7 protein-coding genes are annotated in these 15476 nt (G+C 50.9%); all 7 read left to right on the plus strand.

The features are described 5' to 3' along the window. Positions 1-125 precede the first annotated feature (125 nt). A complete protein-coding gene (locus MKY82_RS01970) occupies positions 126-3026 on the plus strand; it encodes a DUF4855 domain-containing protein (protein WP_339295366.1) in 2901 nt (966 codons plus the stop codon). Positions 3027-3397: 371 nt separating this feature from the next. Further along, positions 3398-3586: a hypothetical protein gene (locus MKY82_RS01975; RefSeq protein ID WP_220686864.1), complete on the plus strand. Its 189-nt coding sequence runs from the start codon at positions 3398-3400 to the stop codon at positions 3584-3586. A 368-nt stretch (positions 3587-3954) separates the two neighbouring features. Beyond that, the gene (locus MKY82_RS01980; RefSeq protein WP_216534984.1) at positions 3955-5067 is read left to right on the plus strand and encodes a BMP family ABC transporter substrate-binding protein; all 1113 of its coding nucleotides are present in this window, start codon (positions 3955-3957) and stop codon (positions 5065-5067) included. A 380-nt stretch (positions 5068-5447) separates the two neighbouring features. After that, the gene (locus MKY82_RS01985) at positions 5448-6980 is read left to right on the plus strand and encodes an ABC transporter ATP-binding protein (RefSeq protein WP_216534983.1); all 1533 of its coding nucleotides are present in this window, start codon (positions 5448-5450) and stop codon (positions 6978-6980) included. Further along, entirely contained in the window at positions 6973-8028 is a 1056-nt protein-coding gene (locus MKY82_RS01990) for an ABC transporter permease (RefSeq protein WP_220686863.1), read from the plus strand. The genes MKY82_RS01985 and MKY82_RS01990 overlap by 8 nt, the downstream gene beginning before the upstream one ends. A gap of 6 nt (positions 8029-8034) precedes the next feature. Further along, on the plus strand, positions 8035-8988 hold the full coding sequence (locus MKY82_RS01995) for an ABC transporter permease (RefSeq protein WP_220686862.1): 954 nt from the start codon (positions 8035-8037) through the stop codon (positions 8986-8988). 182 nt (positions 8989-9170) lie between these two features. Continuing rightward, positions 9171-15437 carry a 5'-nucleotidase C-terminal domain-containing protein gene (locus MKY82_RS02000; RefSeq protein ID WP_339295367.1) on the plus strand — a complete coding sequence of 2089 codons (6267 nt, stop codon included), beginning with the start codon at positions 9171-9173 and terminating at the stop codon, positions 15435-15437. Positions 15438-15476: the final 39 nt, after the last annotated feature.

The following is a 15476-nucleotide window of genomic DNA, read 5'->3' on the forward strand; positions in this document are numbered from 1 at the left end:
GCTGCTTACTTATACCAGATTTCGCGAAAGGGGGGATCAAAATTTAGCGTTCACCCGGAACAGAAATAAGGGTTTAAAGTTTTGATATTTCTGTACTCGAGAATAAAGAAAAGGAGTTGGCCTTGATGAATTTGAATAAAAAATGGGTATCTGGATTATTAGCAGCCGTATTGCTAATGGCTCCAGTCTCTGCGGTGCAGGCGAAATCGCCTGTTCCGGATGTGACTGTCCTGCAGGCGGCAGGTGCAGACCAGATGGAAGCAGGAAAGGATACAGGTCATCCACAGGTCGAACTAGATCAACTGACGGATGCTGGCGAACCGGCAGCGGAACAGGCACCACAAGCAATAGACGAAAATCAAGCGGCAGTATCTTCGACTATGCAGGAGACGCAATTCCGCAATCTCGCGGCAGATCTTCCGTATGAATGGTCTGAAGCTCCGGAAGCTTCGCATCCCGATGACGGATACAAGCTTACGGACGGAAAATACGGCGCATTGGATATGAACGACCCGGCATGGGTAGGACATCTGCGCGGAAAGGCTCGCGAAGTTGTGTTCGATCTCGGTGAGGAAAAGTCAATTGGAAAGATCACGGCTAATTTCTTTCAAGATTTTCCTACGAATTCGATTCTCGTGCCGCTGTCGGTATCGATGTATGTCTCCGACGATAAGGAAAATTGGGGGCTGCTTTCCCATAACGCTACGCAGCTTCTGTGGGGAGAAGGACCGCCCAGACACGAGACCTTTGAATGGGATGGCAGCCGGGATGGAATCAAAGACGGGAATACGGATGGCAAGCTGGCTTATGCCCGTTATGTGAAGGTGACCTTTTATATGCATCCTACACAGTGGGAATACATTGATGAAATCGAAATTATGGGTATGGACGGCAAGGTTGACGGTGCGGTAAAGGTTCCTGCCGAGCAGCCTCGTTTTTTGGAGCCGGGGGAAGCTACGGCCGGGATCCGGAATCTGAATCTGCTGTATAACGGACAATACGCGAATGGTTTGGGCGATTGGAAGAAGGAACGGATTATCCCTAATATCAGCTATGTAAATAAAGACGGCGAGCCGGTCGATTGGCTTTATGACGGCGTTCTATATCTCGGGATTGCTTCGCCTGCCGGTCGCGATTTCGGTCAGGGACAAACGAACCTGGACGATTGGAAATGGTATTTGGATAAAACATTTGCAGCCACGGGCGATATGCAGCAGTTGAATGAGGCTGCCAAGGAAGTTGGGGCCAAGCTGAAACAGCCCGATCATCAAGTCAAGGTTGTGTTAATGATTCCGAATCCAGGGGAATCCTTAACCGATTTTGGCGACATTGACGGTAGCGGTTCCTTAAATTTCAACGACGCCGTCGTAGGCAAAGAAAAAGCGTCTGAAAACAGAGGAAAAGCGGTGCAGTGGTGGCTGGACCAGACCCGGCAAAGATGGCAGGCTGCCAACTACTCGAATCTTGAGCTTGTCGGCATGTACTGGATGCCGGAACAAATCGATATATCCGAATCGGGACCAGACATAGCTCGCATGGTGTCGGATAAAGTGCACGCCATGAACATGAAGGTTTTCTGGATTCCACACTCCTATGCTTACAAAATGTTTATGTGGAAAGACGTAGGGTTCGATGCCGCGGCGCTTCAGCCTAACTATTTCTTTGGCGGAATGGATTCCGACCGTCTGGACGATGCTACGGATACGGCAAAGCGATACGGAATGGGGAACGAAGTTGAATTTGATGACGGAATGCTGACAGATCCCGTACTTCGTCAGCGTTTTGTCGAATACTTGGACAGCGGCGTCAGATCCGGTCTGATGCAAAATGGCTTCAGAGCTCACTATCAAGGCAATAATGCAGTATACAACTTAGGGGTAAGCAAGGATCCAAGTTTGCGTTTAATGTATGACTGGCTGTACCAGTATTTGAACGGAACGTACGCCATCGATAGCAGCCCGGCGCCGGAGACGATGGCGGAGGTTGTACAGCGTTATGTCGCATCGAACGAAATCAAGCCGGCTTTTGGTAATGATTTGACGTATCGATTGCAGACCATCAAACTTCTTCTGGACGATAACAAGCCGAAGGAAGCCGTGACGTATATGCAGGATTTTCTCGCGCACATTCACGACCCGGCCGTCCAAGCGCAAGGGTTGATTTCGGTCCCGGCCGCAACGGTGCTTGATTCCTACGCCCAAGTTCTCATTCAAACCTGGTCTGACGGAGGGGGACTCAGCAATCTGGTTCTTGGCCAAAGCTATACAATTTCACAGCAGCCTAACAGCAACTATCCCGATTCCGGGAACGAACTTACGGACGGCCGATTCGGCGGGACGGATTACCGCACCGAGCAGTGGCAGGCCCATGCGGGAAGCGATTACCCTGACGAACGAAGCCGCACCATCACATTTGATTTGGGCAGCAACAAATCGATCGGGGCAATTAGAGCCCATTTTCTTCAGGATCAAGGACCTGGCATCTATTTTCCTCAGAACGTCGCTTTTTCCGTTTCATCTGACGGCGAATCCTGGAGCACGCTGGCAACCGTTTCTCCGCCACCGGCACAGGATGCTGCCTCGGCCGAGTTCGTGGGTTGGAGCGGAATAACAGATGGTGTGCCGGGGAAAGCGGGATCCGATAAAGTATACGCCCGCTATGTCAAAGTTGAATTCCCGGTCAACGTCTGGGTCTTCCTGGATGAAATCGAAGTTCTCGGCGTTGACGGCCATGCCGGGGGTGGCACTACAATTGACGGCGCAAGAGCCGTGGTGGATGCCGCTGCAAAGAAATTGACGATTGACGGGCTGGTCGTGAACGGCAGCCAGTCCCAAGTGAATTTGAAAATACTCGATTCGAAAGGGAAGGTTCGCTACGAAGGCCAGACGACCAGTACAGAAACGGGAAGTTTCGAATTCATGATTAAGCTTACTGGCAATTTGAAGGGAACTTGCGACGCCTATCTGTCTATGGATGGAATGTCGGATCCCGTTAAGATTTCATTCGAATACAACAAGAAGGACTGATAAGTTATTCCAGCACGAGCTCAGATTTCGATGGCATGTGGCTCGATTTCCTAGAAGTAGGATGAGGGGCATTCCATGACAAAATTCTGCCGTGCCACACTGTTGCATAATAACTAATGCTTCAATAAAAAATGCCATGGTCGCAGCGCGAGATTTCCACGTTGTGATCGTGGCTTTTACTTTGAATCGGTATTTCTGAGCGCATGAGGAATATGAGACTCATCTCGATGTTAATGAACACATCTAATATAATGAACGAGATTAATGTAAACGCATACTTATTCATGGTATAATGCATCTAATAGATTAGGCGATCTTAGTGATTTGGGGTTCTTATAATGCTGTAAATCTGGCTTGGGGGTGTTGCGAAGATGAGAAGGTATAACGTGTGGCGTCCAATTATGCTAATTGCAGTGGCGCTGCTTACGAACAGCTTGGTTACGAATTTGGCGGGTGTATTTGGCATGACGCCGGAGTCGGCAAGCAGTTTGGGTGTAGTCGCCATGATTATTGCCGGCCTAATTACGTATAATCGCATGATGAAGTCTCGTCGTAAATGAATAATCATTCATAGCATTCATCGGAATAATCAGCATGTTTGTAAGCACCTTGCCGAGGTGCTTTCTTTGCATAAAGCGCAGTTATTTTTTTCCTTATGGAAGGGTCTGATCACTTGCACGATTGACTTATCACACCCGCTGTAACTCCCATGTTATCTATAAAAACCGTGATATCAACAGCGTGTTAACTGGGGGGTTCCTATATCTACTAGAATTGGAATAAAACATGTCTTAAACGTTTCACCGCGGCACAGATGCAGTTTGACAGATTCACCCAAATTTATGTTGAAAAGGGTCTGTTTTATTAATATATTGTAAATAGCGCGAATCTAGTATTCGGGCATATATACCTAGGAGGGTTATCCTTAATGAAAAAAGGGGTCATATCTTTAATCAGTTTGGCGTTATCTGTCACAATGCTGGCAGGTTGCGGCGACAAACCGGCGTCAGAACCAAGCGGCGGCGCAGGCGGCGACGCACCTAAGGCAAACTTCAAGGTAGGGATGGTTACGGACGCAGGAACCATTGATGACAAGTCGTTTAACCAAGGAACATATGAAGGTATCGTGAAGGCCAACGAGGACTTCAAAATGGAGTATAAATACCTGAAGCCGGCCGGAACTACGGAAGCCGACTATTCAAAAGAGATCGGAAACCTGTATGATGCCGGATTTAAGTTCATTGTAACCCCAGGCTTCAAATTTGAAACAGCCGTGTTTAAAGCACAAGACAAGTATAAAGATGCTAAATTCGTTATTATTGATGGAACGCCTCATTCCGGGGAAGAGGGCGCAACACCGGTAGTTAAGGAAAATACCGTATCCATCTTCTTCGCTGAGCAAGAGTCCGGATTCCTGGCTGGCGTAGCGACTGCGCTTCATGTGAAGGATGGACAAGCTGGGTTTATCGGCGGCATGGAAATCCCTCCTGTACAGAAGTTCAACTGGGGCTTCCAGCAGGGTGTAGCTTATGCCAACGAGAATCTCGGAACGAAACTGGTAATTAACAAAGAGAACGTTGTCTACCAAGGATCTTTTGACGATGTTGCAGCAGGCAGCCAATTGGCGGCTCAAATGTATGACCGCGGCGTAAACGTGATCTTCGCAGCAGCAGGCGGCGTGGGCGTTGGTGCGATTAACGAAGCGAAGACCCGCGTACAGAACGGATCTGAAGTATGGATCGTTGGCGTAGACGTTGACCAGTATCAAGATGGCGTTTATGAAGGCGACAAATCCGTTGTCCTGACTTCGGCCGTGAAGAAAATCGACCATGCGGCTTACGATATGATCAAAGCTGAAATGGAAGGTAAATTCCCAGGCGGACAGACACTTACGCTGGATGCAACTAATGACGGCGTCGGTCTTCCTGAGAAGAACCCGAACCTGAGCGATGACGTTCTTAAGCAAGTGGACGAAGTGTTTGGCAAAATCAAAGCCGGCGAAATTAAAGTAGCCGCTGAGCAAGGCGATTTGATTAAGTAATCCAAGATACCAAGGTCATCTACGACGTGGATAGACTTACTTGAAAAGCAGCGATACCGCATGAAAAAAAAGACGGATTCCCTCCGTCTTTTTTTAAGGTATTTCAGTGAAGCGTAAGCAATTCTGTAATCGCATTTATATGTTTTGGGGCCCCCGCAAAGGATTTGGAACAAGCATCGAAGCATAGGCTCCACTTTGTGGAGCTATTTTAGGTATCAGACCGTATCATCGGCGCAAGCGATTGCATTCTGATATTGAATGTGGAATTCGATCTATGTAACTGCGTTCTGGCTGTTTGGAAGTGAGTCGATCCGCGTTTTTTTAAAACAATTTATGCATAGGAAGATATTCAACACAAAAGAAGGAGAGGACCCAAAACCATGGACTATGTTGTCGAGATGGTGGGCATCCGCAAGGAATTTCCCGGGATCGTAGCCAATGACGATATTACGATTCGGCTGAAGAAGGGTGAGATTCATGCGCTGCTCGGTGAGAACGGGGCGGGCAAGTCCACCCTGATGAGTATCCTGTTTGGCATGTATCAGCCTGACCGTGGCGTAATCAAAGTCAACGGCAAGGACGTGCGGATCTCGAATCCGAATGTCGCGAACAAACTCGGAATCGGGATGGTGCATCAGCATTTTAAATTGGTCGAGCCGTTTACCGTGACCGAGAATATTATTCTGGGCAGCGAGACGCGCAAGTACTTCTTCGGCTTGGATGTGAGATCGGCTGCCAAACGGGTTGAGGAACTGTCCAAGCGATACGGCCTCAATGTAGACCCTTATGCCAAAATCGAGGATATCTCGGTCGGGATGCAGCAGAGAGTGGAAATTCTCAAAATGCTGTACCGCGACGCGGAAGTGCTCATATTCGACGAGCCGACCGCAGTGTTGACCCCTCAGGAGATCGAAGATTTGCAGGGCATTATGAAAAACCTGGTCAATGAAGGCAAATCGATCATTCTGATCACCCATAAATTGAAAGAAATTAAAGCGGTTGCGGACCGCTGCACCGTCATCCGCCGAGGCAAGACAATCGGCACCGTTGAAGTGGCAGACACGAGCCGCGAGGCAATGGCCGAAATGATGGTGGGCCGCAGCGTCTCCTTTAAGGTGGACAAGCAGGAGAGTAGCCCGGGCAAGACCGTTCTCGAGATTAAATCGCTTACGGTAAAGAACAGCAAGAAAGTCGATGCGCTCAAAGGCTTTAGTCTGGACCTGCATGCCGGGGAGATTGTGGGTATTGCAGGCGTGGATGGTAACGGTCAATCGGAACTGATCGAAGCCATTACCGGACTTCGCGAGGCCGAGAGCGGAACGGTGAGCTTGAATGGTAAAACGCTCAACGGTCTTTCTGTCCGTCAACGGAATGAAAGCGGAATCGGCCACATTCCGGAGGACCGTCAAAAGAGGGGACTCGTGCTGGACTATACCATTGAAGAGAATTTGATCCTCGAGGTGTACAACCGCCCACCGTATTCCAAGAACGGGCTGCTGCAGCCAGCAGCGATCCGCAAGCATGCGGAGCATATCATTCAGAGCTTTGATGTGCGTTCCGGAACGGGCGGCCGGTCGATCGTGCGTTCGATGTCCGGCGGTAACCAGCAAAAAGCGATCATCGGCCGTGAGGTAGAGCGCGATCCGGATCTGCTTATTGCCGTTCAGCCGACCCGGGGCCTTGACGTAGGCTCGATTGAATATATTCACCGTCGTCTGATCGAACAGCGGGACAAGGGAAAAGCCGTTCTACTGGTTTCCCTGGAGCTTGATGAAGTGCTGAATTTGTCGGACCGCATTGCCGTTATTAATAACGGTGAACTGGTAGGTATCGTTAAAACCTCCGAAACGAACGAAAGAGAGCTCGGACTAATGATGGCCGGGTATCAAAAAGAGGAGGCACCACATGAATAACAGCGTAAAATCGTTGCTTGCCGTCCTGTTCGGACTCATTGCGGGGGCACTGCTTATGGCGCTGACCGGACATAATCCGGTAGAAGGGTATAAGTATCTCATCCAGGGTGGACTCAAGAACCCGGAGCGGATCGGAAATACGCTGGCGACGGCGACTCCGCTTATTTTGACCGGTTTGTCTGTGGCCTTTGCCTTCCGTACCGGACTGTTTAATATCGGTGCTGCAGGCCAGATGCTGTTCGGTGGCTTTTGTGCGACGGCTGTCGGCCTCTCGCTGGACCTGCCGCGGGCTCTGCTCCTGTTGGTTATGGTACTGGTCGGGTTTATCGGCGGTGCGCTATGGGCGGTTGTCCCAGGGTTCCTGAAGGCTAAATATAACGTGCATGAGGTCGTATCCACGATCATGATGAACTGGACCGCCTACTGGACCGTTTATTATGTCATTCCGGGTTACTTCAAAGGGGCGAGTCTGGAGACGGAATCGCGTCAGCTTCCGCCTGAAGCCATGCTGCATCAGCAGTGGCTCAGCGATATGTTCCAAGGCTCCTATGTCAATCTGGGCTTTTTTATCGCGGTCATTGCTGTTCTGGTCGTCGCTTTCCTTATTAACAAAACAACGCTTGGATACGAATTGAAGGCGGTCGGATTCAACCGACACGCTTCCGAATATGCGGGTATCGCTGTCAAACGCAGCATCGTGCTGTCCATGTTCATCTCCGGCGGCCTCGCGGGCCTCGCGGGAGTTGCGCAGTATGCGGGGAATGCCTCCAGCATGCAGATCGGCATTCTGCCGAGCCAGGGATTTGACGGGATTGCGGTGGCTCTGCTCGGAATCAACGCACCTATCGGTGTTTTCGTGTCGGCCTTGTTTTTCGGGATTCTTTACTCGGGCAGAGGGTTTATGAATGCCATGACGGAGATTCCGCCGGAAATCGCCGATTCGATCATCGCCATCATTATTTATTTTGCGGCAACCAGCATCTTGATCGAACGACTATACCGTAAATTGAAGCTGCGTCGCGCGGCTAATAAAAAGCAGGGGGAGTAAGGACATATGTGGACAACGATTGAACAGATTTTTCCGTATGCCATCGCTTACACGATCCCGCTTTTGATTACCGCCCTGGGCGCGTTGTTCAGTGAACGAAGCGGGGTCGTCAATATCGGCCTTGACGGCTTGATGATTGTCGGTTCTTTCATCGGAGCCTTTGTCATATTCAAAATGCAGGCCCAATGGCCCGGCCAATCGTGGGTATTATGGGTAGGACTATTAGCAGCAGCGGCAGCGAGTGCGCTATTCTCGCTATTGCATGCTTTTGCCAGCATTAACCTCAGTGCCAACCAGATTATAAGCGGTACGGCGATCAATATGATCGCGGGTGCCCTGACGATTTTCCTTGCCCGTAACATTACAGGTAGCGGCAAGATCAGCATCACGAATGGTTTTGCACCGTTTGATTTTCCGGGTCTGTCCAAGATTCCGATCATCGGGGATTTATTCTTCACCAAAACCTATGCCACGACATGGCTTGTCCTGATTTTGCTATTGGTAAGTGCATTTGTGCTGTACAGAACACCGTTCGGTCTGCGACTCCGGTCCTGCGGCGAGCATCCGCACGCGGCTGAAGCAGCAGGTATTAAGGTACAGTCCATGCGGTATGTCGGCGTCATGATCTCGGGTGCTTTTTCCGGACTCGGGGGAGCTGTCATTTTGTTGACGTATTCCGGCGAATTTACGGGGAACGTGGCGGGACTCGGGTTCCTGGCTCTGGCATCCTTGATCTTCGGACAATGGAAGCCGCTCGGTATCCTACTGGCCACCTTGTTCTTCGGATTTGCCACGACGGTAGCCAACGTATCACAGGTCATTCCGTCTTTGGCGGTAATCCCGCCGGTCATTCTCAAGATTTTCCCTTATGTTGTCACACTGATCGCACTCGTGATTTTCTCCAAATCCTCAAATGCGCCGAAAGCCGTAGGGGAGCCGTTCGATTCAGGTAAACGGTAACGTATTGCGCAAGTCGATGTAAGCCAAATAGAACCTCTGATATGCCTATCCAGCTTTGGGTTTAGGTCTATCGGAGGTTTTTTTACATCCAGCATACTTTAGGTTAGAACTCCCAAAACATATCTGGTATATATAGTAAATAAGGTAAGAAAATTTAATAGAATAGAGGAGTGAAAACCTGAATGCGCATTCGATTACATCGGTGCCAAAGGCCGTTAAGCATGCTTCTGGCAATCGTGATGCTTCTGAGTATCATCGTTCCTTTCAACCCTGTGAAGGTGGCGGAGGCTTCCCCCCGGCATGACCAGGTTGTGATCAGCCAGGTGTACGGTGGAGGCGGGAATAGCGGGGCCACGTATACGCATGATTTTATCGAATTGTTCAATCCGACCGGCAGTCCGATCGACTTGACAGGCTGGAAGGTACGTTATGCAAGCGCAACAGGCACTTTTAACGGCACGACCTCTTTAACTGGTATTATAGAGCCTTATGCTTATTATTTAATCCAACAACAGAGTAGTGGCTCGGTAGGTGGTTCTTTGCCGACAGCTGATGCTGCAGGATCATTGAACCTTAGCGGCTCTAACGGCAAGGTGGATCTGGTAAACGCCGCAGGCGATCGTATTGACCTCGTTGGCTATGGATCGGCCTCAGAATCTGAGACGAGCCCGACAGCAGCTTTATCCAACAGCACGGCTGCGATCCGCAAGGAATTGACCGTTGGTCAAAATGATCGCGGCCTCGACACGGATAACAATGTCGCTGATTTTACCGTTACCAAGCCGGAGCCCCGGAACAGCTCGAGCCCGAAGACACCGGTCACTCCTAGTACGGGTTTAGGGCCAGTAACCGCCAATCCGGAGCCTAATGCCTGGCCAGCAGGAACGGAGATCATAATGAAACCGCCTACGGTGGGCGCTTCCGTTTATGCGGATGTGTATCTGTCCAGTGGAAATTCGGGATATCAGCTCGTGAATGGCCCGATCGAGATTAACGAGCCTACGCGGGTGGATGCCTATGCAGTCCAGGATGGTTTACCGGATGGACCGGTCTCCTCGTTCCAATATGATATTTTAACGCAAACGTCCGTCGCTGAAGCCCGCAGCAAGGCAAAAGGCGAGCATGTGTGGACGGAAGGCATTATTACCCATATCGAAGGCAGAGAAACCTACATTCAAGATGATTCGGCCGGTATCGTACTCTATGACTACCCTCTTAACGCCAGTGTTGGCGACCGGGTGAGTGTGGCCGGCGTGATGGAGATTTACAACAATCTTCAGGAGATCAAACCGCATGCCTTGCTGCCGTATGATGTAACGGGCGCAAATGCAGGAGTGCCGCAGGCTCTTCAAATCACCGGAGCTGATCTATCTGCAGCTTCGGGAGAGACTTATGAAGCGCGACTTGTCTACCTGGACGATGTCACCATCAAGTCCGAAAACAGACCTGGGGAATATACGGCCGAGCAAGGCGGTCATGAATTCATCATCTATTCCGGATTGTCCAAGCTGAAGACGGTGAAGACCTTCAGCCGCGTCACGGGTGTGGTGAAGCAGTTCGGCAACATCTATGAGCTGATTCCTTTAGGCGAGAATGCCCTAATCGAGGACATGTTCTCCGTGATCGCAAGTCCGGGTGCCGGACCAATTATTACCGGTGGAACGGTAACGCTGTCCAGCCCTACGCAAGGGGCAAGCATCTATTATACGCTCGACGGGTCAGTCCCGACGACAGCGAGTACACAGTACAGCTCGCCGATTCAAATAGACCGTGACACGACCATCAAAGCGATTGTTGTCTCGGGGGCGAATGAGAGCAAGGTATACGAATTTGCTTACAAAGCGACACAGCAACCGCGTATCGCGGATATCCAAGGCGAGGACCATACTTCGCCGTATACCGGACAGACGGTAACCGATATTGAAGGCGTTGTAACCCAATACGGTTACACGTTCTCTAACGGCAATATCAAGGGATTCTATATCCAGGATCCGAAGCCGGATTCCAATCCGGATACCTCGGACGCGATTTTCGTGTATTCCACGGATCCAAACCGACCTCAAATCGGAGACCTGGTGAGTGTAACCGGAAAAGTGGCCGAGTTTAATGAGGGAAGCTCCAGCAACCTGACCTCCACTCAAATCGAGCTGCAATCCATCAAGAATCTGGGTCAGGGTCAACAACTGCCGGACCCTGTTACCTTAGGTAAAGGCGGACGACCGATTCCGGCTGCCATTATCGATAACGACGGCATGACCACGTTTGATCCGGAGGAAGATGCCATCGACTTCTACGAATCTCTGGAAGGCATGCTGGTCAGACTTCCGCAGCCAACGATCATTAGTCCGTATTGGACAAGCGGCGGTACCTACAACATTGCGACCCGTGTCGAGAACGATATCGCGGATGTCATTACGCCAGCCGGCGGGCTGGTTCTGAAAGAGAACGGTAATTTCAACCCGCAGCGTCTCCTGATTGCTTACGGCAATCCGGGACAAGAAGTGGGCACCGGCGATACATTTGCCGATGATGTGATCGGTGTAATTGGTTATAACAGTGGCAATTTCAAGGTGATTCCGGCTAAAGGCGAATTGCCTGCAATCCACAGCAGCTCTTTTAAGCAAGAGGTATCCACGCTCGACGTGAAAGACGAACAGCTCAGAGTAGCGACGTATAATATCGAAAATTTCTATCCGGGCGTAAGTTCCGCCAAAATCAACAAGCTGGCGGAGTCGATCGTAAACAACATCAAGTCTCCGGATATTATTGGTCTTGTCGAAGTACAGGATAACAACGGGGAGCAGAACAACGGAACTACCGCGGCAGATCAAAGCTACCAGACCTTGATTAACGCCATCAAGGCAGCCGGCGGACCAACCTACAGCTTTACCGATATCGATCCGGTGAATAATAATGACGGGGGAGCGCCGGGAGCGAACATTCGGGTCGGATTCCTCTATAACACCGATCGTGTCCAGTTATCGGACAGTGTAAACGGCAAGAAGGGATCACCGATTGAATCGGTGGCGTATGATGCGGCAAAGGATCAGCTGACTCTGAATCCGGGCCGAATCGAACCGCTGAACCCTGCATTCAACGCATCGCGTAAACCTCTGGCCGCGCAGTTCGAATTCCAAGGGGAAAAAGTGATTATCATTGCGAATCATTTTAACTCGAAATCCGGAGACCAAGGACCTTTCGGCAATACCCAGCCGCCGGTTCTCTCCAGCGAAACGCAGCGCCATCAGATTGCAGCGGTTGTGAACAGATTCGTGAAAAGCGTTGTGTCTGCTAACCCTGACGCTAACGTCGTTGTTCTGGGAGATTTGAATGATTTCCAATTTACCGAGACGGCGAACATTTTGAAAGGCAACGAATTGGACAATCTGATCGATACGCTTCCGCTCAAGGAGCAGTACACATACACGTATGACGGAAACTCGCAGGTGCTGGACCATATTCTCGTCAGCAAGAACCTGACCCGTTCTACGCAAGTCGACATCGTGCATCTGAACGCCGATTTCCCGGCCTCCAAGGGCCGCGTATCGGATCATGATCCGATCGTCGCGCAGATCGATCTGAAGGAAGAAGCCGTGGACGGCTTCCCGCTGACCATTTTGCATACCAATGACACGCATGCCAATCTGGATACCGTAAGCTCGCCGGATAACATTGCACGACGGGTTACGGCAATCAAGGAAGCCAAAGCGAATGCGGTCAACCCTCTGCTCGTGGATGCAGGGGACGTATTCTCCGGCACGCTGTATTTTAATCAATATTTGGGACTCGCCGATCTGGAGTTCATGAATTTGGTTCAATATGATGCCATGACCTTCGGTAACCATGAGTTCGATAAAGGATCCGAGGTGCTGAACGATTTCATCGAGCATGCGGAATTCCCGTTTGTTTCCTCGAACGTGAATTTTTCGGCCGATGCTTTATTGACTCAGAAATTCAAGAATGAAGTGACCCGGGATGCCAAGGATGCAACCATCTACCCGGCCATCATCATGGAGGTAGACGGGGAGCAGGTTGGCCTCATTGGACTTACAACCGAAGACACGGCCAACATCGCTTCGCCTGGTGACGTAATTTTTGAGAATGCAGTGCAAAAGGCAAAAGACACCGTAGCGATGCTGCAGCAGGAAGGCATCAACAAAATCGTTGTACTGTCGCATCTTGGTTATGACGTGGATGTCAACCTTGCGAAGGAAGTCGAGGGCATCGACATCATCGTGGGCGGTCACAGTCATACCAAGCTGGATGAGGCGGTTGTGGACCACTCGGACAGCGAACCGAAGCTGATCGTGCAGACGGGTGAAAAAGGTCAATTCTTAGGTCAGCTTGAGGTCGTATTTGACGACGAGGGTGTCCTGCAGGAGTGGAACAGTAACCTCATTTCGGTTGACGAGAAAGATAGCGCTGGTCAATACGTGGTAAAGCCGGATCAAGAGGCGCTGCAAATTCTGAATACCAAATATAAGCCGGGTGTGGAGCAGTTAAAACAAACGGAGGTTGGTACGACGGAAGTGAAGCTGAACGGCGTTCGCGCCGATGTCCGCACGAAGGAAACGAATCTCGGCAATCTGATTGCCGATGGCATGCTGGATGCGGCGCAAGCCGCCGGAACGAACGCGGTCATCGCCCTGCAGAACGGCGGAGGCATTCGCGAATCTATTGAAGCAGGTAAAATCACGATGGGTGACGTCATGACGGTGCTTCCGTTTAACAATGATCTCGTTACGATCACGCTGACGGGCGCCGAGATTAAAGAAGCCATGGAGAACGGGGTTTCCAAGATGCCTGCTGCGGATGGCCGCTTCCCGCATATCGCGGGTATGAAGTTCTATTATGATTCGACCAAACCGGTTGGATCACGTGTCCTTCGCATCGAGGTCAAAGGCAAGAACGGATATGAGCCGATCGACATGAATAAATCGTATGAGGTGGCGACAAACGCATTTACCGCTAAGGGCGGCGACTTTTATGCATCGCTCGAGAAGGCTTATCTGGAAGGTCGCGTGAATCTGCTTTACAAGCCTGACTATGAAGTATTCTCGAACTATGTGAAAAAAGTAGGCACCATTACGGCCAAGACCTCCGCCGTCGAAGGACGGATTACGGACTTGAAGGGAGAGCCGCTTCCGGGAGGGCCTAATCCAGGAGGGCCGGGAGAGCCTGGACCGGGGAACCCTGGGAACCCGGGCACGCCTGGAACTCCAGGACCGACAACACCTCCCGTAAATCCATCGAACCCTGGAACGACACCACCAGCCGAACCAGGCAAGATCAAGGTTCCGGTTAAAGTGGAGAACGGCGCAGCTGCAGGCAGCGTGACTGGAGCGGTTATGAAGGAAGCCTTGAAACAGCCTGCTGGCGGAAAAGTTACCGTAGAGGTAACGAGTACGCAGCCAATCTCTTCTTCATCCATTACCATCGAGAATGAAGCGCTGCGAGCGTGGCTTGATCAGACAAGCGCGCAGTTGCTGGTGGTAGCAACGCCTTACGGAAGCTATGAGCTTCCGAAGAAGGAGATTGATCTTCAAGCGCTGGCAGCCCAAGCCGGCTCGGACATGAACAGCCTTCAATTGGTCATTCAACTTGCTGTAGATGCGGATGCCCTTAAATCAGCGGCGTCCAAAGGATATAATGCAATACAAGCTGTGAGCTATACCGTGACGGTGAAGTCCGGCAATGGCAAGACTGCCACGTTGGAAGCATTCCAATCGTATGTAAAGCGGTCTCTGAATGTCGACAAGTCGCATGCGTTGACTGATATTGCGGTCGTTCGGGTGGACGGAAACGGGATATACACGCCAGTACCATTCAAGGTGAACGGCCAACGTATCGATATTTATAGCCGCACGAATAGCACATACTTGGTGTTGCAGAACCCGGTAACGTTCCAGGACATCGCGCCGCACTGGTCGAAGGGTGAGGTTGAATCGCTTGCGGCCAAAATGATCGTAACCGGGCGCACGGAGCAGACCTTTGTTCCGAACGCTCCAGTCACTCGGGCCGAGTTCGCAGCGCTTGTCGTCCGGGCACTGGGACTTTCTGCAGACGCTGCGTCAGGCAGCTTCCAGGACGTGGTTTCATCCGACTGGTACGCGGGAGCGATCCAGGCAGCAGTCGATGCCGATATCATTGACGGCTACACGGACGGCACTTTTAAGCCGAACCGGACGATCACGCGCGAAGAGATGGCCGTGATGGCCTACAACGCGCTGGAGTATGCCGGATACAACCCAGTCGACGCGGCAAAAGCCCATTTTGCCGATGCGTTCTCGATCGGCGCTTGGTCTCAGGCAGCGGTATATGAATTGGCGGGTCTGGATATTCTGAACGGAGATCCGAAGCAGCGCTTCAATCCTAAATCGAATGCCACACGCGGCGAAAGCGCCGCTGTGCTCCATCGTTTGATGCAGGATTTGACGTATGTAAAATAAACAGGTTCTATAGCGGCTGGAATGGTTAATGGATTTGCA

This window comes from Paenibacillus sp. FSL W7-1279 (genome assembly GCF_037969845.1).
GTDB lineage: Bacteria > Bacillota > Bacilli > Paenibacillales > Paenibacillaceae > Paenibacillus_AQ.

What these genes read in the sequence shown, in the direction of transcription:
- MKY82_RS01985 (WP_216534983.1), top strand. Translation starts at nt 5,448, where the DNA reads ATGGACTATGTTGTCGAGATGGTGGGCATCCGCAAGGAATTTCCCGGG.
- MKY82_RS01970 (WP_339295366.1), top strand. Translation starts at nt 126, where the DNA reads ATGAATTTGAATAAAAAATGGGTATCTGGATTATTAGCAGCCGTATTG.
- MKY82_RS01990 (WP_220686863.1), top strand. Translation starts at nt 6,973, where the DNA reads ATGAATAACAGCGTAAAATCGTTGCTTGCCGTCCTGTTCGGACTCATT.
- MKY82_RS01995 (WP_220686862.1), top strand. Translation starts at nt 8,035, where the DNA reads ATGTGGACAACGATTGAACAGATTTTTCCGTATGCCATCGCTTACACG.
- MKY82_RS02000 (WP_339295367.1), top strand. Translation starts at nt 9,171, where the DNA reads ATGCGCATTCGATTACATCGGTGCCAAAGGCCGTTAAGCATGCTTCTG.
- MKY82_RS01980 (WP_216534984.1), top strand. Translation starts at nt 3,955, where the DNA reads ATGAAAAAAGGGGTCATATCTTTAATCAGTTTGGCGTTATCTGTCACA.
- MKY82_RS01975 (WP_220686864.1), top strand. Translation starts at nt 3,398, where the DNA reads ATGAGAAGGTATAACGTGTGGCGTCCAATTATGCTAATTGCAGTGGCG.